Genomic DNA, 25,402 nt, shown 5'->3' with positions numbered 1-25,402 from the left:
ACATTTAGGCTCATAGTAGGGCAATGGATCAACTGTGTTTTTGTAATCCAGCTAACGCAGGGTCGCTAATTTGACGCAGTAGCGATTGGTTCACCCGAGGCTGGCTATCGACTTCACGTAAGCAACTCTCCGCCACATAGGTTTGAATCGATGAGTTTTTTACTAAAATGAGATACCACGGTTGGTCTTTATTGGCCCCGGAGAATACCTGGCGTTGATACCAGTCATCGCTCAAGCTGAAGGCAGCGTCGACATCTACAACGACACCTTCATAGCCGTATAAGCTATGTTTAATGGGCTGACCTAAGTTAAAAGACGCGCGCACAATAGAATTTTGATTATTAAAAGCCACTATTTTCTCACCATCATGAAGCATTGTTATTTTCTTATCGGCCAGTGTGTGCTATTCCTGAATGTAAATTTCAAAACTTTAGGAACGACACAATGCACGATGATGACAAACGTAGTGACCGTCGAGTGCCTGTTAAAACACCCGCCTCTGTCGAGGTAAATAATAAGACATTAACGGGCGAGTGTTGTGACTTAAGTGCGCATGGTGTTCTGTTGATATTGCCGGAACGGCTTGATGTTGGAACACATTTTGACGTGATTGTAAGAGCAGCAGGCAGTACCGCTGACTTACGCGCTACCGGCATCGTCGTGCGGGTGGACGATGCCGGTGACTCAGGTTACGAACATGGATGTAAGCTCATCGATGTGTCGTAACCTGACGGTTTACATAACACGCATGCCAGGTTTAGCGCCTTCGTGTGGATTTAAGATATAAATTTCATCTTTACCTGGGCCGGCCGCTAGCACCATGCCTTCCGACATTCCAAAGCGCATTTTACGCGGCGCCAGATTAGCCACCATAACGGTGTGTTGACCAATCAGACTTTCAGGTGCGTATGCAGACTTTATCCCCGCAAACACTTGGCGCTGTTCGCCGCCCAAATCTAATGTCAACTTAAGTAATTTGTCTGCCCCTTCAACGTGCTCAGCATTAACAATCAGAGCCACGCGCAAATCAACTTTCGCAAATTCATCAAAGTTAATAGTTTCTGCAATGGGCTCCTTGCTGAGTTCATCGTTAACCTCAGCCTTGACCGCTGGTGTTGCCGCGGCCGCTTGTTGCTCTTTTGAGTCTTCTAACATCTGCTCAATGTCCTTCATTTCTACGCGTTGCATCAATGCTTTAAACTTATCAATAGGGTGGTTGGTTAAAACCTGTTTGTGGCTTTCCCAGGTAAACTGGTCATTTAAGAAATGCTGAACCGATTTAGAAAGTTCAGGCACCACTGGCGTAAGGTATACCATCAGAATGCGGAATAAATTGATACCAAGCGAGCAAATATCATGCACCTCACTGGCTGCATCCGGATTTTTAATCAGTTGCCATGGTTCTTTATCTGCGATGTACTGATTCGCGCGATCAGCCAAGGTCATTATTTCGCGCATCGCTTTAGAAAACTCGCGCTGTTCATACAGATCGGCAATCTCAGTGCCTACCTGCTGAAAGTCTTCCAACAACGCAGAGTCAGCTACCGAAGCAGAGAGCTTACCGTCGAATTTTTTGGTGATAAAGCCGGCGCAGCGGCTGGCAATATTAATCACCTTACCAACCAGATCAGAATTCACGCGTTGAGCAAAGTCAGTCAAATTTAAATCCAAATCGTCAATACGACTCGTCAGCTTGGCTGCAAAGTAGTAACGCAAATACTCAGGATTCAAATGGTCAAGGTACGTACGTGCTTTGATGAAGGTGCCCTTAGACTTCGACATCTTGGTGCCGTTAACCGTAATAAAACCATGTGCCCACACGTTGGTCGGTTGACGGAACTGCGCCCCTTTCAACATGGCGGGCCAAAACAAACTATGGAAGTAGATAATGTCCTTACCAATGAAGTGATAGACTTCGGCGTTACTATCGGCTTGCCAATACTCATCCCAGTTAGCGTTACCGGTTGTATCACAGTAGTGCTTAAAGCTACTCATGTATCCAATGGGGGCATCCAACCAAACATAGAAGTATTTATCTTCGGTGCCAGGAATTTTGAAGCCAAAGTAAGGCGCATCGCGAGAAATATCCCAGCGTTGCAAGCCTTGCTCGAACCACTCATTCAATTTATTGGCCATTTCACCTTGCAAAGAGCCCGAGCGCGTCCAGCTCTTTAGCATGTCGCCAAATGCCGGAAGATCAAAAAAGTAATGCTCTGATTGACGTAACTCAGGTGTCGCTCCTGATACCACCGAGCGTGGATTTTTCAAATCGGTGGGTGCATAGGTCGCGCCGCACACGTCACAGTTATCACCATACTGATCTTCAGCACCGCACTCGGGGCAGTCACCCTTAACGAAGCGGTCAGGTAGGAACATTTGCTTCTCGGGATCATATAACTGTTCAATCACTTCAGTTTTGATATGACCGGCGTCGTCTAAGCGTTGGTAGATAGTTTCTGCCAATACTTTGTTTTCTTCACTGTGGGTTGTGTAATAGTCGTCAAAGCCGATATTAAAACCTGCAAAATCAGCTTCATGCGAGCGTTGCATATCGCCTATCATTTGTTCAGGAGTAATGCCCAGCTGTTGAGCTTTAAGCATAATCGGGGTGCCGTGAGCATCGTCAGCGCACATATAGTGGCACTCATGACCACGTAGCTTTTGAAAACGAACCCAAATATCCGCCTGGATATAGCCTAAAAGGTGGCCAATATGAATTGGACCGTTCGCGTAGGGCAACGCGTTTGTCACCAAAATTTTACGATCAGTGTGGCTCATGCGAGAATTAGCTTCCATCAGTGTTATGATTAGATAATGCTAAATATTATCATAGGATACAGATGATACACAGAGCCAAGAGGTGGCTGATGAAGTCGTTTTCAGCAAAAAATGAACAACTGGCAGCCTTACTGTCTGATTTACACCATCCTGCCTGCGAACATGGCATCTCAACGGATTGGCTCAGTATCGACAGTGACGCACATACGGCCAAGCTAACGTTTCCTTTCGCGATAGAAAAAACCTCTTTGTTAGACGCTATTAACAATGATCCCGATTTAAGCGGCTGGACGTGGGCAGTTGATTGTCGGGTGAAACGCTTGTCGAATAGTAAACCCGACCAACCGATGAAAACCGGCAATGTCATTGTCGTATCGTCGGGCAAAGGCGGCGTTGGTAAGTCGTCAGTTAGTGTTTCGTTGGCACTTGCTTTGAGTCGGATGGGCGCGCGCGTCGGACTGCTTGATGCGGATATCTATGGCCCCTCTATACCCACCATGTTGGGTCAGCCTGAGCATAAGCTGGAGGTGAAAAATGATAAACTGCAGCCAATTCAGTATGAAGGTTTAGTGGCCAACTCGATTGGCTATTTGGTCGATGATAACGATGCCACAATTTGGCGCGGACCGATGGCAAGTCGTGCCTTACAGCAACTATTTAATGATACGGACTGGGGCTTATTGGATTATTTGATAGTCGATATGCCACCGGGCACCGGCGATATTCAGTTGACCATGGCACAACAGTTACCGGTCACAGGCGCAGTCGTGGTGACAACGCCTCAGAATGTCGCACTTAAAGATGCTGAAAAAGGTGTCAGCATGTTTGAACGTCTTGAGATACCATTGATTGGTGTCTTAGAAAATATGAGTTATTTTGAGTGCGGTCATTGTGGCACGGCGTCACACTTATTTGGGCAAGGCGGGGGCGACCAACTAGCCACCCGTCACGCCGTTGCCAATTTAGGCCAATGGCCACTCACGCCTGAGTTTGGTGCACAGCTCGATGCTTCACAAAAGCACACGTCACTCGAACTGTCCGAGCTACAACAGCACACGGCTCAACGTGTGGTAGCGGAACTCTATCACCTGAAACAACAATCGGTGTAAGATAAATAAAAAAGGGGATGGTATGCGCTTAACGGATCATGAAATAGAACAAGCCTTGGCAGATGGTCGTATCGGCATCGAACCGACGCCGAGTCAACAAAACATCTCGGGTGTTACACTCGATATTCATCTTGGAAGCGAGTTTCGTGTATTACAAGATCATGCGGCTGCTTATATTGACATAAGTGGTTCGCGTGCAGATATCGAGGCGGCGATTCACGAAGTGATGAGCGACGAGATAAACTTAAAGCCCGATCAAGCGTTCTTTATTCATCCAGGCGAATTTGCGTTGGCCGTGACACATGAGTCGATTCATCTACCGGATGATATGGTTGGCTGGCTTGATGGGCGCTCCTCGCTTGCTCGGCTAGGGCTTATGGTGCACGTCACCGCACACCGGATTGATCCGGGCTGGAAAGGTCAAATCGTACTCGAGTTTTATAACGGGGGTAAACTGCCATTAGCGCTACGTCCGGGAATGAAAATCGGTGCCATCAGCTTTGAACAGTTAAGCAGTCCCTGTGCGCGTCCGTACAACAAGCGCGCAGACGCTAAATATAAAGATCAGCAGGGCGCTGTCGCTTCACGTATTTCGGCGGATGGTGGCTAAGCGGCTGTCTTAAGTTGACCTAAAAGTTGTTCGAGTTGAGTCAGTAGTACGTGCGTATCATGACGATAATGCACATCATGATCTGACTTAAGCTCGCCCAACTGTGGGATACTAACTGACGTATCTGTAAAGTTGGTAAGCACGGCATCGATAATCGGCGCACCAACGTGCTGTTCAATAAATTTAAGCTTATCGCCCACATTCATGGTGCCCGCCGGGCCTTTTTCATGCACTAAATTGTCAATAAACACGACGCGCGCTTTAGTAGAAGCCAGTGCTGCTCCAATTTTGGGAACCAGTAACGGCGGTAACACCGACGTAAGAAAACTCCCCGGACCTAAAATTACTAATTCGCTTTTTTTGATGTGCTGTAACACTTCAGGTGTCGCAATGGCGTCATTAGTGAGTTTCAATGAACGCGGTAAGTGTGGCAAATTATCGATCAATATCTCGCCATGACACTCAATATCATCATGAGTGAGCGCGATTAAATCGGTCGGACATTCGGACATGGGAAGTAAACGCGTATCGACGTTGAGTAGTCGACTCAATAGGTGAATGCCATCAGAAGGGCGAGCGCTGACTTGGTCTAAGGTATGAAGCAATAAATTACCAAAATTATGACCAGCTAATGGGTCATCACCGCTGAAACGATAATTAAGCACCTGCGCCGCGAGCGGCTGTTCAACTAACTGGGATAAACAATTACGTATATCGCCCCAGGCAATACAGTCGTGGGACTGACGCAATAAGCCCGTGGCACCCCCGTTATCGGTGGTAGTAACCACACCAACTAAACGATGCTTTAAAAAGCGTAGTGATGAAAGTACCCGACCTAAGCCGTGTCCGCCACCGATGGCAGTAACGCGTTTAAGCGTTGATAGTTGCATTGAGTTAACCCAGCAATGGTATGATGCATGATAAAAGGATGTGTAAAACGATAGCGCATTTAAACTTTAAAGCGCAAGTGCCACTGCACTTCAGAGGAGTTTTATGAGCCCGGTGCTAACGCAAGAGTACGCCAAAACATTCCCTAACTTGGTCAGTGCGCATAACATTGTGCCGCTGGAAGGGCCGCGCCTGGCGCTGTTCAATCAGCCACTCGCCAATCAACTCGGAGTCAAAGCCGCGGATATCAATGTACTCCGCGAGTGGTGTTTAGGTAATCCCCCGACATCAGGACACGCGCAAAAGTATGTGGGTCATCAGTTTGGTGTCTTTAATCCGGATTTAGGTGATGGGCGCGGTGTCCTACTGGGAGAAATAGAGGATGAACAAGCACAAATCTGGGATTTACATTTAAAGGGTGCAGGACCCACCGCTTATAGTCGGGGCGGCGATGGCCGTGCTGTTCTTCGATCCAGTTTACGTGAGTATTTTGCCAGTGAAACACTGAATCATTGGGGGATTGCTACAACCCGTGCGTTGGCGCTAGTCAGTTCACAACAGGGTGTACAGCGTGAGCGCTTGGAGCCGGGTGCCATGTTGACGCGCGTTGCGAAAACGCATGTACGATTTGGTCACTTTGAATACTGTTACAGCCAACGCTTGGTCACTGAACAAAAGCAGCTTTGGCAACATGTAATGCAGCGTTGCTGGCCACAGTTAACAGACGCTGAGCCGATTGAGCAATTCCGTGCGGTGGTTAAGGCAACCGCTGAAATGATTGCTGACTGGCAAGCGTTTGGTTTTATCCATGGTGTGATGAATACAGACAATATGAGTATATGTGGTGACACCTTTGATTTTGGTCCTTATACGGTGTTTGATACGTTTATTCCGCAACAAATTTTTAATCACACCGATCACCGCGGCCGCTATAGCTTTCTGCGACAACCGAGTGTTGGGTTATGGAATTTGCAACGACTGAGCCAAGCGCTGTCACTGATATTTCCAGTCGATGCATTGGCGCCGGTTTTAAATGAGTACGAAGACTTCTTACAACAGCGTTATCTTGGGCGTATGAGAAAACGCTTAGGTCTTATGCACGGTGATGACTCAGTTGCGTTTAAACGGGTCGGAGAGTGGATGGGCTTGATGCAACGTTTTGAATGGGACTTCCAAGATAGCTTTATTATGTTGCAGGATATAATAAAAGGCGATCGCGCCATGCCAGACGATGATCTATTTAAAGATTGGTATGAGTGTTACATGGCCGATAACGACCAACAGCCACAACTCGGAGTCATGGAAACGACCAACCCGCGTGTCTCGTTACGTAACCATCATCTAGCGCAGGTGATTGCTCAGGCAGAGCAGGGTGAATGGACAGCCGCACAGAGCTACCTGGGGGCACTTACTGGGCAGTCGCTAAGTGCCGATGAACTGAGCTATTGGCAGCAACCGCCAAACAGTAACGAGCAGGTTACATCACTTTCGTGTTCCAGCTAGTACCGACATTGCGATTTACCCTGGGATAGGACACAATCAAGAGACTTCATTAAAGGAATGTGAGTGATGAAAAAGTTAATGTTGTTAGGTGTGGCAAGTGCATTTAGTTTTGGTGCGCTTGCGCAACAGTGGTCGGTACCTGCACCACAAGATTTTGACCAAGGCTATGTGTGTCTGGATGGCGTTAAACAACCCATTCAGGTCGAGTTCGCCGATAGTGTGGCACAGCAAGCGCGAGGTCTGATGCAGCGCACTGAACTGGGGGAATACTCGGGTATGTTATTTCGATACCCGAACCAGCGACCCGGGGGGTCGGGCTTTTGGATGTATCAAACCCTCATTCCGCTCGATATAGCCTATTTAGCAAACGACGGCAGTATTGTAAAAACCTTCACCATGATGCCGTGTGGCAGTGATGATCCGCGTCAGTGTCGCAGTTACGCACCGGGTAAACCCTATCATGATGTACTGGAACTCAATGCAGGTTTTTTAGCAAAGCACGATATCCGAATCGGTGATCACGTGCGTGTGAATCCGCCGCTCAACGACAACGAGCAGTGTCATAATAACTAAAAGGGGAGAAGCGATGAAACCACTTATCATCAGTGCGGTCGCATTAGCCGTGCTCACGGCGTGTGGTCCGCAGCAGTCACAAGATAAGACAGCAACGGAACAAACCAGCGCTGACAAACAGCCCGCTGACCTGAAAGGTTCAGCATTTAATCCAAACTTCCGCGACTATCTCAAAACCATTTCTTCTGACGAGTTTGAAGGGCGTGAGCCTGCCTCAGCAGGGGAAGAGAAAGTCGTATCCTTTATCGAAAACCACTTCCGCGAGTGGGGGCTAAAGCCAATCGATAAAGAAAACGATAGCTATCGTCAGCCGTTTCCATTGGTAAAAATCATGCCGTACAAGGTCAGTGACATGACGTTCAGCGGTGATAACGCGCCAGAGACTATGAAGTATCGTACTGAGATGATGGCGTGGACTATGCAGGTTACTGAAGAAGTGGACCTCAGTGATAGCGAAATGGTGTTTGTGGGTTACGGTATCGTCGCGCCTGAATATGACTGGAATGATTATGAGGGACTCGACGTTGAAGGCAAAACCGTGGTGATGTTCGTCAATGATCCCGGTTACGCGACGCAAGATCCTGAGCTGTTTAACGGCAATGCGATGACGTACTACGGCCGTTGGACGTATAAATATGAAGAGGCCGCTCGTCAAGGTGCTGCCGGCGCGTTAATCATTCATGAAACAGGTCCCGCGGGATACGGTTGGGGTGTTGTCGCTGGGGGCTCGCCTGTACGTTTCGATCTGAAACGTGAGAACAACAATATGAACCGTGCCAAAGTCGAGGGTTGGATCACTAAAGACAGCGCAGAAGGTTTATTTGCCAAACAAGGCATGACACTTGAAGAAGCGCGTAAAAAAGCGCTGAGCGAGGATTTTGAAGCGATGCCACTTAATGCGCAAGCATCGGTATCGGTTAAGAATAAATTTGAGTTCTTAGACACCAATAATGTTGTAGGTTACATCGAGGGTACGAAATACCCAGAAGAACACGTGATTTACATGGCGCACCACGATCACCTCGGTACCGACCCAGTGCGTGAAGATGACCCTATTTACAATGGTGCGCAGGATAATGCATCAGGTACAGCCGGCTTATTGGCGATAGCCGAGAAGTTTGCACAGCAGCCAGCGCCGGAGCGTTCTATTGTATTTGCTGCCGTCGGTGCTGAGGAAAGCGGCTTATTAGGTTCAGCTTGGTATGCCGATCATCCATTGTTCCCCCTTGCAAAAGCAGTTGGTGGCATCAATATGGATGTAATGAACGTTTATGGACCGATGAAAGATCTCGTGGTGATTGGTTACGGTAACTCAGAAATGGATGAGTATGTGAAGCCATTTATTGAGGAACAAAATCGTTATTTAACACCGAATCCAACACCTGAAGCGGGCTTCTTCTATCGCTCAGATCACTTTAACTTAGCGAAAAAAGGCGTACCCATGTTGTATGCTGAAGGTGGCAATGACCACATCACGAAAGGTAAAGAGTGGACTGAGGAACAACGTGCTAAATACGTTGCTGAGGCTTATCACAAGCCGGCCGATGAGTACGACCCTGAGTGGGACTTACGCGGTACGCAACAAGATTTATCTGCGTTTTACCAGCTGGGACGTTCGCTGGCGAATTCTCGCGACTGGCCGCAATGGGCCGAGGGCAATGAGTTCGAAGCAGTACGCAAAGAAACCGAAGAGCAGCGTAAGTAATCTGTTTGCAGGCGGAACGGATTGTTAACGGTGTTGTCCTAATTAGTAGAGGATTGAGGAGTACCTATGAATCAGTACAAAAACCGAATCTATGTCCGCCAAGCAAATTCGGGCGGTAGCATTTTGGGTCGAATACTCGGTGTAATAATGCTACTCGCCATTGTCGGTTTCTCGATTGCCTTTGGCTTAATCGTGCTTGCCGTGGGCTTTGTGTTGTTGATACCTGTGATGTGGAAGCAACGCCATGCAATTAAACAAATGTGGCAAATGCGGAAGCAAGCGAAGCAGCAATTTGAGCAACAACGGCAGGCTCAGCAGGACGCTGAGCGCCACTATACTGAACGCGGTAGTGAAGGTTCAGTCATTGATGGTGAGTATAAAGATTTATCGGACCGCAACGATAAGTCATAGTTTTTAATTTAAAAAAAAGCCCAGCTGTTTAACAGCTGGGCTTTTTTGTATCTTAGGGTTATTACTCTTCTTGTTGCTTAGGTGGGAATACCTTGCGCACAGTGTAGAAGAATAATGGTACGAAGAAGATGGCCAGTATCGTACCACCTAGCATACCCCCGATGACACTCGTACCGATGGCATTGCGGCTCGCAGCACCTGCGCCAGAGCTGAGCGCCAACGGCATGACACCGAATATAAATGCGAGTGATGTCATAAGTATCGGACGCAGACGTAAGCGAACCGCTTCAAGTGTCGCCTCTAACAAGTCTTTGCCTTGCTCTTGCAAGTCTTTGGCGAACTCAACAATCAAAATCGCGTTACGTGCTGAAACACCAACCGTCGTCAACAAGCCAACTTGGAAGTAAACGTCGTTTTGAATACCGCGCAACATCGTTGCGATAACGGCACCCAGAATACCCAACGGTACCACCAACATGACAGAGAATGGAATAGACCAACTCTCGTACAGTGCGGCTAAGCACAGGAATACGACAAAAATCGAAATCGTATACAGAATAGGGGCAAAGTCACCCGACTGCTGCTCCTGCAAAGACGTACCCGTCCATTCATAGCCAATGCCGTTGGGGAGTTTACTGATCAATTGCTCCATCGCCATCATGGCCTCACCGGACGAGTAGCCTGCCGCTGCTTGACCTTGGATCTCCATCGCCGAGACCCCGTTGTAGCTTTCAATACGCTGAGGACCATAGGTCCATTCCCAGCTAGCAAAAGAGCTAAACGGCACCATGTCTCCCTGGTTGTTGCGGACATACCATTCGCTCACGTCTTCTGGCAACATGCGCGCATCGGCTTCACCTTGCAAGTAGACGCGCTTAACGCGACCACGATCAATAAAGTCGTTGATATAAGACGAACCCCAGGCCGCACTGAGCGTGTTGTTAATGTTCTCAATGGTGAGACCTAGCGCTGTGGCTTTCTCATAATCCACATCCACTTTAAGCTGCGGAGCATCTTCCAAGCCATTTGGACGCACCTGTTCCAACATCGGGTTTTGTGCCGCCATGCCGAGCAGTTGATTACGCGCATCCAATAACGCTTGGTGACCTAAGTTACCGCGATCCTGTAAGTACAGGTTGAAACCTGTTGCCGTTCCCAATTCAGGAATAGGCGGCAGATTGAACGCAAAGATCATGGCTTCTTTAACGCTGGCAAAGAAACCAAATGCACGACCAATCACATCCGTCACGTCTTGGCTTTCGTTACGCTCACCCCAGTCTTTCAAACGAACGAACGCAATACCGTTGTTTTGACTACGACCTGAGAAACTAAAACCAACCACCGAGAATACCGACTGGACGGCCTCTTCTTCGTTGAGGTAGTAGTTTTCGATGCGGTCCATCACAGCAACCGACTGCTCCATGGTAGAACCAACCGGTAATTGCATCTGGGTGAGGAATACACCACGGTCTTCATCAGGTAAGAATGCCGATGGTAGGCGAGTAAACAAGAACGCCAGCACGGCAACTAAGCCAAGATAAAGAATACCAACACGGATGCTGCGGCGCAGAATGCCATGTACACTGTCGCGGTATTTGATGGTGGCTTTTTGTAATGTGCGATTAAACCAGCCTAAGGGCCCCCAACCGCCATTCTCTTTCTTCTTCACCGGTTTGAGCAAGGTCGCGCACAACGCCGGTGAGAAGATAATAGCAACCAGCACTGATAGACCCATTGACGTGATGATGGTCAATGAGAACTGACGATAAACCGCGCCCGTGGCACCTGGGAAAAACGCCATCGGCGCAAATACCGCAGCCATGACGACACCGATTGCCACCAAGGCGCCGGTGATTTGGCCCATTGATTTGATCGTTGCTTCTTTTGGGGAAAGACCTTCCTCAGACATCAGTCGCTCGACGTTTTCGACGACAACGATAGCGTCATCGACTAAAAGGCCTATCGAGAGCACCATGCCGAACATAGTCAAGGTATTAATAGAGAAGCCTGCGACAGCCATAACGCCCATGGTACCTAAAATAACCACTGGAATCGCAAGGGTAGGAATGAGGGTCGCCCGTAAGTTCTGCAAGAAAACAAACATCAATACGAACACGAGAATAATGGCTTCAATCAGTACCCGAGCCACTTCGCTTATCGAGATCTTAATAAACGGTGTGGTGTCGTAGGCGGTTACCATTTTCATCCCATCAGGGAAGTAGGGCTCTAATTCATCAACCGTTTGTTTCACGGCTTCAGCCGTCGCCAAAGCGTTAGCCCCAGTTTGTAACTGGATCGCAAGGCCCGTCGCTGGCTTACCATTATAGTTCGCTTGAATGGCATAATTTTCTGCGCCGAGTTCAACACGCGCGACATCTTTCAAGCGCACTTGCGACCCGTCAGGTAGCACTTTAAGCAATATGTTTTCAAACTGGTCTGGTTCAGACATACGCGTCTGCGCAATGATCGTTGCGTTTAGTCGTTGTCCTTCCACGGCAGGTGCGCCACCTAATTGGCCCGCGGCTACCTGAGCGTTTTGCGCACGAATCGCAGACTGTAACTCTGCGATAGTCATATTGTAGTTAACTAACGCATCAGGTTTAACCCAAATACGCATTGCATAAGGCGCACCAAAGATTTGCACGTTACCTACACCCTCAGTCCGAGACACGGCATCTTGGACATTAGAGGCGAGGTAATCACTCAAGTCTGTTTGTTCATAACGGTCATCTTCAGCCACCATCGCTAAGACCATCAGGAATGAGCTGCTGGATTTACTGACAGTAATACCTTGTTGCTGTACTTCTTGAGGCAACTGCGGTGTGGCTTGAGAAAGCTTATTCTGCACTTGCACCTGTGCAATATCCGGATCGGTACCCGAGGCAAAGGTTAAGCTGACGGTTGCGCTACCGGCGTTACTTTGTGATGAGAAGTACAGCAGGTTATCAACGCCTGTCATATTTTGCTCAATCACCTTAGTCACCGTGTTTGAGACGGTTTCAGCATTGGCGCCTGGGTAGTTGACCTGAATTTCTACTGCCGGTGGTGCAATGGTTGGATATTGCGCGATAGGGAGCTGGATCAACGAGATCGTCCCTGCGAGCATTACCAATATTGCAATCACCCAAGCAAATATGGGTCGATTAATAAAAAACTTGGCCATTATGTCATTCCCTTATTTGGAAGCTGGCTGTTGACCTTGTGACACAGTCACTTGTGCACCGGGTCTAATTTTCTGAAGGCCGGCGGTGACGATACGGTCACCTGCGTTGAGCCCGTCGCTAATTAACCATTCGTTGTCGATGGCACGTGCGGTGGTCACCATACGTTGCTCGACTTTATCTTCATCGTTAATCAGCATGACATAAGGACGGCCGCGCACGTCGCGTGTAACCGCCTCTTGTGGAATCAAAATAGCGTTATTCAGCGTACCTTCGCTGACTTTTGCGCGCACAAACATGCCTGGATATAAATTATTTTCAGGGTTCGGGAATTCAGCGCGGAGCAAAATAGCGCCGGTGTCTTGGTCAACACTGACCTCAGAGAACAGCAGCTCACCTTGCGTTTGGTAATCTAAACCGTTCAAACTCAGTGAGACGGGCGCATTACCATTTTTATTCGCCTCAATGCGACCCGATTCAATCTCTGCTTTTAATTCAAGGAATTCTCGGCTTGATTGATTAATATCCACATAAATTGGATCGAGTTGATTGATGGTCACCAATGGCGTGCTTTGTGAAGCGGTCAGTAAGGCACCTTCAGTCACGTTGGAACGTCCAACAATACCTGTGATAGGGGCTTTAACTTTGGTGTATTCCAAGTTGATTTTGGCACGTTTAAGCTGAGCTTCTGCTAATGCAAGTGCCGCTTTGTTTTGTAAGTATGTCGCCTCTGCCGAATCAAATTCATCTTGGCTCACAGCGTTGTCCGCAAGTAGCTCTTTTAGACGCTTTTGACGCAGTTCTGATACTTTTAGTGCGGCTTTAGCGCTTTCAAAATCCGCCTGTGCGCTGGCTACCTCAGCCTGATAAATGGCCGGGTCGATTTGGTACAGTTGCTGACCTTTTTCAACCTTCGTGCCCTCGACAAACTTACGTTCAAGCAGCACACCGCTGACTTGCGGACGCACTTCGGCTACGCGATAGGCAGAGGTACGGCCCGGCAATTCATTTTGAATTTCGACAGACTGTGTTTGGATGGTTAACGCTTCAACCGGTACAGCTTGTTGTTGTCCACCTTGAGCAGCCGCTTGCTGCTCATCACTACACCCGTAAAGGGTAGCGGAGGTGAGGGCAACAGCGAGCACCGCTGCAATAGGAGTATTCCGCTTTTTCATGAACGACCTCTAGTCATAACTATTATCATTTAACGTTTTAATTATACATACATACTTGTATGTTTGTAAATTTAATATGCGACGGGTAGCACGATCTTGCCGATAGCTTTTCCCGATTCAAGCAACTGGTGCGCTTGTTTCAGGGTGCTTGCCGACATAGCGTTTAGGCGCGTGCCTTCGGTTGAGCGGATTTGACCGCTATTAATAAGGTCTGATATCTGATTCAAAATATCTCGCTGCGCGCTGATGTCCGCGGTCTCAAATAATGAACGGGTATACATAAACTCCCAATGCAAGCTGATGCTTTTTTGTTTAAGCAGTCGAATATCCAAAGCTTGGTCAGGGTCATCAATGATGCCGATACGTCCTTGTGGTGCGATCACCTCGGTTGCCGTTTCGAAGTAGTCACCGCTGTGAGTTAGCAGGGCAATGTCGGTGGGTTGTGGCAAGCCATCGAGCTGCTGTTTGATGTCATCATGATGATTAATCACGTAATCAGCACCCAGTTGCTTTACCCATGCCTGAGTTTCTTCTCGCGATGCGGTAGCGATCACTGTGACATCGGTTAACTGCTTGAGTAACTGAATCATGATCGAACCGACCCCACCAGCGCCACCGAATATAAGCACGCAACGCTGGGCGTGGACTGATGGGACGTTTACTTGTAGACGGTCAAAGCTCAGCTCCCAAGCGGTCAATGAAGTTAACGGGAGCGCTGCCGCTGCGAGGTCATCAAGTGACTCCGGGGCGTGACCGACAATGCGGTAGTCGACGCAATGATACTCGGCATTGCATCCCGGCTTGCTAATGTCACCCGCATAGAACACACGGTCACCAATTTCGAAGCCACTTACGTGTTTCCCTTTATTTTCGACAACACCGACAGCATCCCACCCAAGAACTTTATAATCATCGGCTTGTCCAACACGCATGCGGATCTTGGTGTCCACAGGATTTACAGCGACGGCGGTTACTTTAATTAACAGTTCGTTGTCACCCACACTTGGCTTGGGGATTTCGATATCAACAAGCGCCTCTTGTTCGGTGATGGGGAGTGATTGTTTCACGCCTACGGCTCTCATCTGGTTTCTCCTTTTTGGGTGAGTGTGGTACACAATATGACTATACTACGTGGATTTTTCATTTTTGATTATTAACGAGAGAATAATGAATCATAAACTATTCGTTTTATTACTAACTTTAGTCCCCTTGTTGGCGACAGCCCAAGCGACTGACGCCGACTCTAATGACAAAGAGGCTCAACTCATCAAAACCATTGAGGACTTACGCGCTCAGCGAGGTGTCGAGTTTAATTATCACCGCGAATCAAAAGTCGGTGATACGACGCGAGTCGAAGAGTATTTAGGGGCCAACGAGGACGGTTACCGCTGGCAGCTCGTCAGTGAAAATCAACACACACCAAGCAAAGCGCGACTCGAAGAATACCGTGAAATGCGTGTCACCGAAGCGAAGGCGCGTGCTAAGGAAGAGGGGCCTAGCCAATCACTTGCCGATTTAATACGGGTTGATTCACTCGAATTTATCGGCGAATCGGTAGAGAATGGTCAATCAGTTTGGCAGTTTTCTTTCAAGCCAAAACTGGACGACTTTTCCGAATTCGCCGATGAGATCGAAGCGCGCATCACCTATCTACCTAATACTGATTTATTGCAGCGCATTGCCCTCAAAAATAAAACTGAATTTTCGCCTGCGACTTCAGTGACCGTCGAACATTTTTCAATGGAAATTGAATTTCAGCGTTTCGCTGAAAGGTATACCGTGCCTATCAGTATGAAACAAAATGCGCAGGGGTCTTATTTATTCTTCAAAGACTTTCACGATCAAACGTCGCGCACGTATTCCGATTACTCGTTAGTGCCTAGCGCAGACGAAAGCAACGATGAAAACGAGCTGAGTGCCGCTAACCCCTGCGGATCTTCTGATAACAAGGGCAGCCTCACGAGCTCGTGTTGAGCAAACGTTTTATCAATCTCTTCAAGATACGCGGCTTCTTGAACACGTCGTTTGGCAAGAAAAGCACCATCGGCGTCTTCAGGGAGGACGCGATTGACGAAAATACCACCGATAGGTAAGTGCTCAGCACGCAATGCTTTCATTGCGCGTTCAGTCTCTTGTATTGGCAAGCGTTCTGGCGTCATTACAAATACAATAGCGGTATGCTCAGCATCTTGTAATACACGGCGAGTACGTTGAAATAAGCGTTGCCGATTCAGCAATTGTTCGCTCACTGCCTTACTGCGTTCAGACAATCCATCACTGGCATGTTGGTCAGGGTTGGCCATCGGATTGTGAACATCTTTGCCTGATTTAGGTGATAGATGCTTCAATACGCCTTCAAACTCCTCTGAACGGTTCTGCGAACGCAACATACCTTGTGTCCATGCTGCCATAGCTTCCGGTAGCGTCAGTAAACGTAAGGTGTGGCCTGTTGGCGCCGTATCAAAAATCAATAGATCGTAGTCACGCTCCGATTCATAAATTAGTTTTGCAATACGCTCGAGTAGGGCGGCTTCTTGCGCTCCTGGGGATTGCTTCGATAAGCGCATTTGGCGTTCAACCTCAGGAAATAAATCAGGGTTCGTAAAACGCTTCATTTGCTGAGTGACACGGTCAATATGTGCGTTGACTTCGCGATCAGGGTCGATTTCGAGTGCTGTGACACGCTCGCTAATCGGCGTGAACTTATCACCAATTTTTACACCAAAAGCGTCAGCGAGACTGTGTGCCGGATCGGTTGAAACAACGAGTACATTTTTACCTTGCTTTGCTGCAAGGAGGGCAAGAGATGCAGAAACTGTGGTTTTTCCAACACCGCCTTTACCGCCGACCAATACTACCTTACGGTCGAGAATCGACTCCATAAAGACACCTCAAAGTCGCAGGCTAACAGCACCGGAAATGATCAAGGGGTGAGTGTTCCATTCCCATGCGTTGATGCCAATCATGAAAGCGCTCCAGCATTAAGGGCTGGAGCTCTAATGTGTAATAGGATGCGGGATTGGGCACCCCCATCATTTCGGAGAAGACCAGCATCATGAACAAATCATCTTCATCGCGCTTAGCACGCGCAATAGCGGATCGGTAGGGTGCGTTATAAAACTCGTTGACTAACTCACCCGCACGACTGAACCATTGTTGAATCGATTTGATATTCATGTTGCGCATGGTCTTGCTCCTTAAAGCCTATAATTAAGACTTTTGTTCTTTCTTAAGGTTCGATAAGGCCGATGTGGCTTCCAGTGCGATCCATACAGCGGCAATCAGTACCACAATATCTAAACCGAACAAGAACCAGTTTTCTTCCATGTAGAAACCTTTTAGCTGAATAAACAGCGCAAACACTGTCATAATCAGCAAGAAAATCAACGGCAATAAGGTCACGTACATTGGACGACCTAAGCGCACCAACATGACTGTGATAACCATCAAGGTCAAGCCAGCGAGCAATTGGTTCGTGGTACCAAACAGCGGCCAAATCGCTAAGCCACCTGAACCGTCTGATCCGGCGCCAAAGGCAAGTGCAACACATGAAATTACCGCTAATAATGTCGCTGGCAACGCTTTCTGCATCCAAGAGATGTTGTAGATATTCCCCCACTCTTGGAATATATAACGCTGTAGACGCAGACCGGTATCCATCGTGGTACCAGCAAACAAGACGGCCATTACCGTTAATAGGGTTTCTGCGATTTCGTTATCAAGTCCCACACCTTGGCTGATAATATTTGCGCCACCTTCAACAAACGCAGCAACACCACCTTGACCGAATGAGCTATATACAGCCTCCCAATCAGCAAGTGTCGCGAAGCCCGCACAGGCAGCGATAATCGTAGCGAGTGAAAGCGAGCCTTCACCAATTGCACCAAAGTAGCCGACAAAACGTAAATCGGTCTCTTTATCGAGCTGCTTGGATGTTGTACCTGACGCGACTAAGCCGTGGAAGCCGGAGATAGCGCCACAGGCGATGGTGACAAACAACAACGGCAGCATGGACGGTGTGTTTTCCGGCAGATTGGTGTTAAATGCCGGAGCGGTCATGTCTGGACCTAACAATAGCACCGCCGCATAGAGTAGAATCAAGCCAATAAACAATTGCAGACCGTTGATATAATCACGCGGTTGCAACAGCATCCAAACGGGAAGCAGCGAGGCGATTGCGGCATAACCAAATAAAATCAATACCCAGCTTGCATTGTCTGTCAGACCGCCCACGGTTTCTGGCAATGATAGTGGCGCAGAAGGACCGGCCCAAATCAGTAAATAAAGTGCAACAACGCCGAGAATTGAAACTGTGCCAAGACCCATCCATTTACGGAAAATAATCTGACCGATGATTAAAGCAACGAAAATTGCGCCCCAAACAGGGATGACGGAGCTTGGAAATTTCACCAAGAGGCCCGAGATCGCCGTGGCGAATACCGCATTGACCATGAGCAACACAAGGAAAATAACGATCATGAACAGCGTCTGTGCGCGCTTACTGACCACGTCGCCGGTTAAGTTACCCATTGATTTGGCTTTGTTTCGGTTACTTGCCCAAATAGCACCTGCGTCGTGTACGCCTGCGAAAAAGATAGTACCGAAAATAACCCATAAAAATGCAGGTACCCAACCCCAAATAACGGCGATGGCAGGTCCGATAATCGGTGCTGCGCCAGCAACTGAAGTAAAATGGTGACCCCAAAGAACGTACTTGTTGGTCGGAACGAAATCCACACCGTCTTCAAATTCATGAGCAGGTGTTTTGAAATTTGGGTCTAGCTTGTAGATTTTCTCAGCTACGAATTTTGAATAAAATACGTAGCCCAAGAACATCGCAGCTAGACCCAATAGCATCACGAATATTGCATTCATGGATGAAGCCTCTTGTTGTGGTTGATTTTGAGTTTCGCTACCCATTGTAGCGCAAATTCAACCTCAACAGGCATGCGACTAACGTCTAATAGACGTCAATTTAATTATCGACGCCGTTTTCCAAGGAGTCCCATGATAATCGAAATAGCAAAAAGAATAATGAAGATATAAAAGATAATCTTCGCAATTTCAGCGGCCGCACCGGCAATACCACCAAATCCAAACACCGCTGCCACGACGGCTATGACCAGAAAAATCAGAACCCAACGTAACATAATATCTCCTTATTTTATTAAAGGTTCACTATTACGTTAGTCGTAAATTGAGTCGATGGATCAAATAAATAGAAAAAAAGCCGTCATATTTTTCATATGACGGCTTATCGATAGCGCTTTAAAACCTAATTAATTAGTGAGCGGCGGCTGCCTCGTCTGCGGCTGCTTTGTCCTTCACTGGATCAGCATAGGTATCAATAGCAGGAGCGAGATAAATCGCGTTACTGAGTAGCTTTGCCGTGCCCCAGAAAAACGCACGGAAATTAACGTTGTCGGCAAAGCCTATGACACGGCCTTCACCGAAGCGGTGTGCGGCAATGTTAGTTTTACCCGCTAACACCGCTTGGTTGCGCTTGTCCGCATAACCACTCAGTAGCGGCTGGTCACTGTAATGAGCGACACTGACAAATGGACTTTGTGGAGACTCCATCGCATTCAACTCGTCCTTAAACACGGGCATGCTGCGATTAGGGAAGCCAAACATCAATGGATTTTCTGGATCAATGTCCATTTGGAAAATGGCGCCTGCGATGCGGCGTTGTGCATAGTAACTATCGCGGTCTTTATAAGTCAGTCCTGCGGTTGAAAACGCATCACTAAACGTTTTGTCTTCAACAAACTGAGTGTAGAGTAAGCCATTGCGACTCATCCATTCAGCGCCACCTTGTTGGCCAATTAATACACCGCCTTGACGCACCCAATCAGTTAAGCGCGCTATTTCGCCTTCAGAAAGGGTGTAGTAGCTACCATCCACCAGAATGATGTGACTGTAGCGATTCAAGTCAACGCGACTGATACGGTCGGTATCGACCATCGATAGTGGAAGACCGACGTGGCGATCAAGGTAATACCATGCTTCACCCGCTTCATAAAGGTTCACACCATCGCCCGTCAGCATCATTACGCTGGGTTCTTTTACCGGCTGAATATTGCGACTACCTAAATCAATGCCTTTTGGCGTAAGACCGGTTTTTACCGAATAAATGGTAACATTTTGCTGCTCAGCGATATTTTTCACGGCTGCAACTACATTTGACCAATTTTGATTTTGGTAAGCGCGCGTGACCACTACTGAGCCGGCCGACAAGTTAGCCGTTTGGCCATTGGTTGTTGGTAAATGCAAAGGTTTAAAACTCTGACGTGCGTGAACGTCCTGTTCTAGCAAGGCTTGCAGCATCGCAGGTGCTTTGTAGTCGTGCCAATCAAACGCGAGCGCATAGGCGTTGGCGTTGATAGGCACCGCATCACGCTGTGGCGCGTTCCACGCGGTATCATCGAGATTGATACGTCCACGGTAAGTGCTGAACTGCACGTTAAACGCCATGGGTAAGGTCCAGCCAGATACGTCATAAAAGGTATTGTCTGGGAAATCTTTTCGCGTGCTAAAGATGGCTTGAATCAGGCCGTATTGCGCCTGCTCGGCCGGGATGAAGTAACTCAAGCCTGCTTTAAATTGCTTGTTGTTAGTTTCAACATCCCGTTCCACACGATAACCATCGATACCATGTTGTTTAAGCAATTCAACGAGTCCGCTAAGACGGTTTACATCACTTGCACCGATCAGGTAACCATCAAAATTAGCATCATCGCCGGCTTCTATCGCGTCGTCATAAACACGTTCTTGGAAGTCAATAAAACGTTTTTTATTCGCATGAGCGCCATATAACGTGCTCAACGATGTGATGAACTGGTTACGAATAGTAAACGGGAAACTGACTTCACCGTTGACTGAGTCTTGCAGGTGACCACGGCTCGAGGCCTGCTCGAATAACACACCTACAGCGCCTTGAATATCGGGGTAAGTCGAACCCTTGCCATAGTAGAAGTCGTCGAATGATTCCTCGGTGTAATAGAGGTTGCCCAGGTTATCTAACGAGTCGGCATGGGCCGCCGCTAAAATTTCAGTAAGACGCACGTTTTCATCCGGTGTTAACGGGTTCTTGCGCGAAGGAATACCGGGTTGAAAGAAAAACGTGCTGTTCGTGCCCATCTCGTGAAAGTCAGTTAGAACGTTGGGCTTCCATTTCTGGAAGTTGGCGATTCGAGCGCGTGACTCGGGGTGTTGTAGCAATAGCCAGTCGCGGTTGAGGTCGAACCAATAGTGGTTTACACGACCACGGACAAACGGCTGGACGTGCTCACGAGACTGAGGATCAGCAACGAGATTTTTGCTGCGGTGTTGGTTTGCCCACTGTGCAAAACGTGCCAGTCCGTCAGGGTTAAGTGATGGATCAAGCAGTACAACGGTGTCTTGTAATGCTTTATCGAGCGCCGGGTTTTGAGCCGCAGCCAGGTAATAAGCAAACAGCAGGGCCGCATTTGAGCCACTCGATTCATCACCGTGAATGCTGTAACCCATATACAGAACTAAAGGCGTATCGTCGTCCGCATCACGATTAGGATCAGCGGCCGCCAAATGCTTTTCGCGCACCGCATCGATGTTTTTTTGATTGTCGGGCGATGTGATGGTTAATAGCAACAAGGGACGCTGTTCATGAGTACGTCCAGTTTCTTCAATCGTGATGCGATCAGATGACTCTGCCAACTGATACATATAGTGTACGATTTGATCATGGCGCACATGCCATTCACCCACTTGATAGCCTAGCGCCTCTTCAGGGGTGGGAATCGATGGGTTGTATTGCACATCTTGAGGAAGGTAGTAATCCAACTTAACTGGGTCGGTTTGCGCTACACTCACAGCAGAGCTGAGTAATGCGACACCCGCCAAGCAAGTCGTCAGTGCTTTTTTCAGCATTTGTTATACTCCTAGTTGTTATTGTTAGTAACAGACTAGCAGAAAACCTTGGCGCGTTGGATGAGTTTCGTTTAACGGCAAATCAAATGCTACTAACGACATACCACTAGGGTTTAACCTGCCGAGCGATGGGCTGTTGCAACGAGATCCAAGTGTCTGTGGCTTGTACCTCTTTAATGACTTGAATGCGGTTGATCAAAATGTCTTGCAAATCCTCAATTGATCGCGTCATTAATTTTGCGAAGATATTGTAATGCCCCGTGGTGTAGTGAGCTTCGGTTATTGCTTCAACGTGAGTAAGCTTTTCAATCGCTATGGGGTAATCGCCAGCCGTGGTTAGCGTGATACCGATAAAACAGCAGACGTCGTAGCCGAGTTTCTTGGTGTCGACGGTAAGACGTGTGCCCGTGATCAGTCCTAGCTTACGCATTTTTTCAACTCGGACATGCACTGTCGCGGTACTGACTTTTTGCTGAGTAGCCATGGTTGCGTAGGAAACACGCGCGTCGTTTAATAGCGTTTCTAAGATAAACTTATCGAGATTGTCTAATTTATAATTTTTCATGATTTAAAAGCTAATTAGTTAAATATATTTTAATTTATTGGTATAAATATAAGATAGCATTTCCAGAATTTCAATAAATGCTTTAATGGTATTGAATTGCCTATCTAAAGCGTGCTTTTCTTACTTAACAGTCATAAATCAGTTATCTGTTTAGGAGCACGTCATGTGGGAAGGCTATTTTAAAAAGCAACAACAAATTGAATTTATCAAGCGCGAGTTTCTCTCGCACCTCTGTCAACAAATGGAGTTAGTGAAGTGCGAGGGGCCTTTATTGACCGAACAAGGAACCGGGTTACAGGATGATCTCTCGGGTACTGAGCGACCAGTACCGGTGAAGGTGTCTGCGTTGCCTGAGAAGCAATATCAGGTCGTCCACTCTCTAGCGAAGTGGAAGCGTCAAGTGCTTGCTGACTATCGTGCACCCGTTGGGCAGGGGATTGTTGTAAACATGACCGCACTGCGTCCTGATGAAGAACAGTTAGATGAAACACACTCCGTGTTCGTTGATCAGTGGGATTGGGAGAAAGTTATCGCCGAAGAGCAGCGCAGTGTTGAGTTCTTAAAACTACAAGTGGAAAAGATCTACGCAGCGCTTACGGCAACGGAAACACGATTCCGCGCGATTTACGGAGGGTTACCGATACTGCCAAAGCATATCGTCTTTATCAGTAGTGAAACATTACGTGCGGAGTATCCTGATTTATCCGCCAAACAACGAGAGAATAAAATCGCAGAAATGTATGGTGCGGTGTTTATTCATGGCATCGGCGCAGCCCTAGGTGATGGCCATAAACACGATGAGCGCGCACCGGATTATGATGACTGGAGCACTCACTGCGAACACTATGGCACTGGGCTCAATGGTGATTTATTGGTGTGGAGCCCAAAGTTAAAACAGGCGATAGAACTCAGCTCAATGGGCATTCGCGTCGATGCTAAAGCACTTAAACGTCAGCTTGAGCTGACCGAGCAAACACATCGACTCGATTTACCTTGGCATCAGCGATTAGTTGCTGGCGATCTGCCGTTTACCATCGGTGGTGGCATTGGACAGTCTCGCGTGGTGATGTTGTTGTTGCAGGCAGAGCACATTGCACAAGTGCAATGCAGCGTCTGGCAACCAGGCATCCAAGAGGCCCTCTGATACGTATCCGAGTGTATGATTCAAGTGGAGTTGTATGATGAAGAAAGCACTCAGTGAGGCGGATACATCGCGCGTGATTGAAATGGCGTGGGAAGATCGCACGCCATTTGAGGCGATTGAGGAAATATACGGTCTTAACGAATCTCAAGTGATTAAGTTAATGCGTAAACATCTTAAGAGAACGGCATTTAAAAACTGGCGAGCGAGGGTGTCCGGCAGGACGACTAAACACCGAAAAATTCGCGGGTTTGATTACGGTCGAGGTTATTGTCCCACACAGTACAAGCAGTGATGGCCGTGATAGAATAGCAAGCATGCGCGAATATTTTAGAAATGGTCCACCGCATCGAGGTGGCGCAGATGTCAGTTTCGCAGATATCGTAAAATTGTTTGGATTCAATTCCGTGCGTATTGGCCGCTGGGTGACTGCGCAAGAACAGCAAGCTGCGGCCAATTTATTTTTTGATGCCCTGTGTGATTTACAGATGATATTGGGCGTTAATGAATCGGTAATCTCGTTGCGGGGAAGTTTGTCGATCAACTATGGAATTGGCGGTCGTCTTGGTGCGAGCGCACATTATATCCCTTCACGACGCCTATTGGCTTTGGCCAAAAATGCCGGAGGGGGAAGTTTAGCGCACGAGTGGTTTCACGCCTTCGACCACTACATTGCATCGCATTTATTCAGTTCGTCCACACGACCAGGGCGGTTTGCTAGTAAAGCATGGTTGCTTGATGAACCTGTGCGCTCACACCATCTTAATGAGCCACTTGTACTGGGGTTTCAGCGGTTATTTTTATCCAGAGATGGACAGACAGCAAGTCCACTGATGAAGCGTTGCATTGCTTTTGATAAAGCTCAAGGAAGCTATTATTTTTCGATGCCTGAAGAGGTCGCTGCACGATGTTTTGAACGCATCGTTCAGCAGCAGTCGTTGAAAAATCATTTTCTTGTGGCAGGCACCCTGAAAAGTAAAACGGCTGAGCTCGGGCTTTATCCAAAGCAAGACGAAGCCAACGCAGTGGCCGAGTGTTGGTTAGATTACTTTCAGGCACTGGGGCGGGCACTTGAACAGTCGCATTAGCTCGATTCGCGTTGCTATCGACGATAAGCAAATTATGCTACCCTGTGCAACCCATTGAGATGCTACCAAAAGCGAGGCAGTACGGTGCGTATTTTAATTCGTTATTTTTTCAGATTGGTGCGTTTAATCCTCACACCTTTTATGTTGATCATGGAGAAGTTGACAACGCCAAAAGGTATTGAACGTGACCAAGCTACGCAAGCGCGTGTCGAACAAGAATGTAAGCAGATAAGTTTGTATCAATTCAAAACCTGCCCATTCTGTATCAAGGTTCGCAAAGAAATGGCGCGATTAAATTTACCCATTGAGTTACGCGATGCTCAGCACAACGAGACGCATCGCACCGAGCTTGAAGAGCAGGGCGGCAGAGTGAAAGTTCCGTGCTTACGCATCACCCAAGATAGCGATGAAGCGCGGTGGATGTATGAGTCTGATGACATCATCCAGTATTTACGAGAGCGCTTTGAACACGCTTAATCATCCCGCCACTCGTTGTAACGATGCTTTTTAGCAAGAGTTCGCTCAACAACAAGCATGGTTCCGGCAGTCAACATTACGATGATACTGACAGTGTATAGTTTCGGGTGTTGACTCAGGAATGTTTGTGATTCGCTGAACAGCGTGTTCAGCCAGTCAGCGACCACAATAATGGCACTGATGAGTGCGATACTCACTCCACTGTAGATACTTGCTGCCCAAAGTTTACGGCCCCGCATACGTGTGTGATGTGCCACACTCATAGTATTCCAGTCTGATGATTTCATAAGGCCTCCAGCAAAACGCCGCT

The 25,402-nt window shown here is 47.8% G+C and carries 25 protein-coding genes; 12 read left to right on the top strand and 13 right to left on the bottom strand.

Annotated features, from left to right (window positions below):
* Positions 1 to 28: 28 nt before the first annotated feature.
* The gene (hspQ, locus tag B2X00_RS07220; protein ID WP_290486761.1) at positions 29 to 352 is read right to left on the bottom strand and encodes a heat shock protein HspQ; all 324 of its coding nucleotides are present in this window, start codon (positions 350 to 352) and stop codon (positions 29 to 31) included.
* A 92-nt stretch (positions 353 to 444) separates the two neighbouring features.
* Here hspQ and B2X00_RS07215 point away from each other — a divergent pair, with 92 nt between their 5' ends.
* On the top strand, positions 445 to 726 hold the full coding sequence (locus B2X00_RS07215; RefSeq protein WP_290486759.1) for a PilZ domain-containing protein: 282 nt from the start codon (positions 445 to 447) through the stop codon (positions 724 to 726).
* 9 nt (positions 727 to 735) lie between these two features.
* On the opposite strand, the gene metG is transcribed toward B2X00_RS07215, so the two are convergent.
* Positions 736 to 2,778 carry a methionine--tRNA ligase gene (metG, locus tag B2X00_RS07210; RefSeq protein WP_290486757.1) on the bottom strand — a complete coding sequence of 681 codons (2,043 nt, stop codon included), beginning with the start codon at positions 2,776 to 2,778 and terminating at the stop codon, positions 736 to 738.
* A gap of 89 nt (positions 2,779 to 2,867) precedes the next feature.
* Here metG and B2X00_RS07205 point away from each other — a divergent pair, with 89 nt between their 5' ends.
* Together B2X00_RS07205 and dcd are read left to right on the top strand one after the other, a co-directional pair.
* The gene (locus tag B2X00_RS07205; protein WP_290486755.1) at positions 2,868 to 3,887 is read left to right on the top strand and encodes an Mrp/NBP35 family ATP-binding protein; all 1,020 of its coding nucleotides are present in this window, start codon (positions 2,868 to 2,870) and stop codon (positions 3,885 to 3,887) included.
* Positions 3,888 to 3,909: 22 nt separating this feature from the next.
* Positions 3,910 to 4,497 carry a dCTP deaminase gene (gene dcd / locus B2X00_RS07200; RefSeq protein ID WP_071463744.1) on the top strand — a complete coding sequence of 196 codons (588 nt, stop codon included), beginning with the start codon at positions 3,910 to 3,912 and terminating at the stop codon, positions 4,495 to 4,497.
* Here the strand turns inward: dcd and B2X00_RS07195 are convergent.
* The gene (locus tag B2X00_RS07195) at positions 4,494 to 5,387 is read right to left on the bottom strand and encodes a gluconeogenesis factor YvcK family protein (RefSeq protein ID WP_290486753.1); all 894 of its coding nucleotides are present in this window, start codon (positions 5,385 to 5,387) and stop codon (positions 4,494 to 4,496) included. The genes dcd and B2X00_RS07195 overlap by 4 nt on opposite strands.
* A gap of 103 nt (positions 5,388 to 5,490) precedes the next feature.
* Between B2X00_RS07195 and B2X00_RS07190 the strand changes: the two genes are divergently transcribed.
* The 4 genes from B2X00_RS07190 (at position 5,491) to B2X00_RS07175 (ending at position 9,577) form a co-directional block, all read left to right on the top strand.
* Complete coding sequence (locus tag B2X00_RS07190) at positions 5,491 to 6,888, top strand: protein adenylyltransferase SelO family protein (protein WP_290486751.1); 1,398 nt, start codon at positions 5,491 to 5,493, stop codon at positions 6,886 to 6,888.
* Positions 6,889 to 6,954: 66 nt separating this feature from the next.
* The gene (locus B2X00_RS07185) at positions 6,955 to 7,461 is read left to right on the top strand and encodes a DUF192 domain-containing protein (RefSeq protein WP_290486831.1); all 507 of its coding nucleotides are present in this window, start codon (positions 6,955 to 6,957) and stop codon (positions 7,459 to 7,461) included.
* Positions 7,462 to 7,474: 13 nt separating this feature from the next.
* Positions 7,475 to 9,166: a M28 family metallopeptidase gene (locus B2X00_RS07180; RefSeq protein ID WP_290486750.1), complete on the top strand. Its 1,692-nt coding sequence runs from the start codon at positions 7,475 to 7,477 to the stop codon at positions 9,164 to 9,166.
* A gap of 66 nt (positions 9,167 to 9,232) precedes the next feature.
* Positions 9,233 to 9,577, top strand: a complete 345-nt coding sequence (locus B2X00_RS07175) for a DUF2371 domain-containing protein (RefSeq protein ID WP_290486749.1) — start codon at positions 9,233 to 9,235, stop codon at positions 9,575 to 9,577.
* Positions 9,578 to 9,638: 61 nt separating this feature from the next.
* Here the strand turns inward: B2X00_RS07175 and B2X00_RS07170 are convergent, their stop codons facing one another.
* The 3 genes from B2X00_RS07170 to B2X00_RS07160 all read right to left on the bottom strand — a co-directional run bounded on the left by B2X00_RS07170 (position 9,639) and on the right by B2X00_RS07160 (position 14,995).
* Entirely contained in the window at positions 9,639 to 12,740 is a 3,102-nt protein-coding gene (locus B2X00_RS07170) for an efflux RND transporter permease subunit (protein ID WP_290486748.1), read from the bottom strand.
* Positions 12,741 to 12,752: 12 nt separating this feature from the next.
* Complete coding sequence (locus B2X00_RS07165) at positions 12,753 to 13,913, bottom strand: efflux RND transporter periplasmic adaptor subunit (protein WP_290486746.1); 1,161 nt, start codon at positions 13,911 to 13,913, stop codon at positions 12,753 to 12,755.
* Positions 13,914 to 13,984: 71 nt separating this feature from the next.
* Positions 13,985 to 14,995, bottom strand: coding sequence for a zinc-binding alcohol dehydrogenase family protein (locus B2X00_RS07160; RefSeq protein ID WP_290486744.1), 1,011 nt, complete (start codon positions 14,993 to 14,995; stop codon positions 13,985 to 13,987).
* Between the two features lie 85 nt (positions 14,996 to 15,080).
* Here B2X00_RS07160 and B2X00_RS07155 point away from each other — a divergent pair, with 85 nt between their 5' ends.
* Complete coding sequence (locus B2X00_RS07155; RefSeq protein ID WP_290486742.1) at positions 15,081 to 15,887, top strand: hypothetical protein; 807 nt, start codon at positions 15,081 to 15,083, stop codon at positions 15,885 to 15,887.
* On the opposite strand, the gene B2X00_RS07150 is transcribed toward B2X00_RS07155, so the two are convergent.
* The 6 genes from B2X00_RS07150 to asnC all read right to left on the bottom strand — a co-directional run bounded on the left by B2X00_RS07150 (position 15,779) and on the right by asnC (position 22,386).
* Positions 15,779 to 16,795 (bottom strand): ArsA family ATPase, encoded by a 1,017-nt coding sequence (locus tag B2X00_RS07150; RefSeq protein WP_290486740.1) that lies wholly within the window; start codon positions 16,793 to 16,795, stop codon positions 15,779 to 15,781. The two genes, B2X00_RS07155 and B2X00_RS07150, sit on opposite strands and share 109 nt — an antisense overlap.
* Positions 16,796 to 16,817: 22 nt before the next feature.
* Positions 16,818 to 17,090: a cory-CC-star protein gene (locus tag B2X00_RS07145; protein ID WP_071463913.1), complete on the bottom strand. Its 273-nt coding sequence runs from the start codon at positions 17,088 to 17,090 to the stop codon at positions 16,818 to 16,820.
* Positions 17,091 to 17,123: 33 nt separating this feature from the next.
* Complete coding sequence (locus B2X00_RS07140; RefSeq protein ID WP_290486738.1) at positions 17,124 to 18,788, bottom strand: carbon starvation CstA family protein; 1,665 nt, start codon at positions 18,786 to 18,788, stop codon at positions 17,124 to 17,126.
* 104 nt (positions 18,789 to 18,892) lie between these two features.
* Complete coding sequence (locus tag B2X00_RS07135) at positions 18,893 to 19,063, bottom strand: DUF1328 family protein (protein WP_006955983.1); 171 nt, start codon at positions 19,061 to 19,063, stop codon at positions 18,893 to 18,895.
* A gap of 133 nt (positions 19,064 to 19,196) precedes the next feature.
* Positions 19,197 to 21,821, bottom strand: coding sequence for a M14 family metallopeptidase (locus B2X00_RS07130; protein WP_290486736.1), 2,625 nt, complete (start codon positions 21,819 to 21,821; stop codon positions 19,197 to 19,199).
* Positions 21,822 to 21,927: 106 nt separating this feature from the next.
* Positions 21,928 to 22,386, bottom strand: coding sequence for a transcriptional regulator AsnC (gene asnC / locus B2X00_RS07125; RefSeq protein WP_290486734.1), 459 nt, complete (start codon positions 22,384 to 22,386; stop codon positions 21,928 to 21,930).
* 163 nt (positions 22,387 to 22,549) lie between these two features.
* Between asnC and asnA the strand changes: the two genes are divergently transcribed.
* The 4 genes from asnA to B2X00_RS07105 all read left to right on the top strand — a co-directional run bounded on the left by asnA (position 22,550) and on the right by B2X00_RS07105 (position 25,092).
* Entirely contained in the window at positions 22,550 to 23,530 is a 981-nt protein-coding gene (gene asnA, locus B2X00_RS07120) for an aspartate--ammonia ligase (protein ID WP_290486732.1), read from the top strand.
* A 34-nt stretch (positions 23,531 to 23,564) separates the two neighbouring features.
* The gene (locus tag B2X00_RS07115; protein WP_290486730.1) at positions 23,565 to 23,822 is read left to right on the top strand and encodes a TIGR03643 family protein; all 258 of its coding nucleotides are present in this window, start codon (positions 23,565 to 23,567) and stop codon (positions 23,820 to 23,822) included.
* A 22-nt stretch (positions 23,823 to 23,844) separates the two neighbouring features.
* A complete protein-coding gene (locus tag B2X00_RS07110; protein WP_290486728.1) occupies positions 23,845 to 24,615 on the top strand; it encodes a CLCA_X family protein in 771 nt (256 codons plus the stop codon).
* Between the two features lie 150 nt (positions 24,616 to 24,765).
* A complete protein-coding gene (locus B2X00_RS07105; RefSeq protein ID WP_290486829.1) occupies positions 24,766 to 25,092 on the top strand; it encodes a glutathione S-transferase N-terminal domain-containing protein in 327 nt (108 codons plus the stop codon).
* Here B2X00_RS07105 and B2X00_RS07100 read toward each other — a convergent pair.
* The gene (locus tag B2X00_RS07100; RefSeq protein WP_290486726.1) at positions 25,089 to 25,379 is read right to left on the bottom strand and encodes a hypothetical protein; all 291 of its coding nucleotides are present in this window, start codon (positions 25,377 to 25,379) and stop codon (positions 25,089 to 25,091) included. The genes B2X00_RS07105 and B2X00_RS07100 overlap by 4 nt on opposite strands.
* Between the last annotated feature and the right edge of the window lie 23 nt (positions 25,380 to 25,402).

The organism is Idiomarina sp. UBA3162, from assembly GCF_002364475.1.
Classification (GTDB): domain Bacteria; phylum Pseudomonadota; class Gammaproteobacteria; order Enterobacterales; family Alteromonadaceae; genus Idiomarina.
Note: the sequence above shows the minus strand (reverse complement) of the source record. Positions and strands in the feature narration are given on the sequence as shown.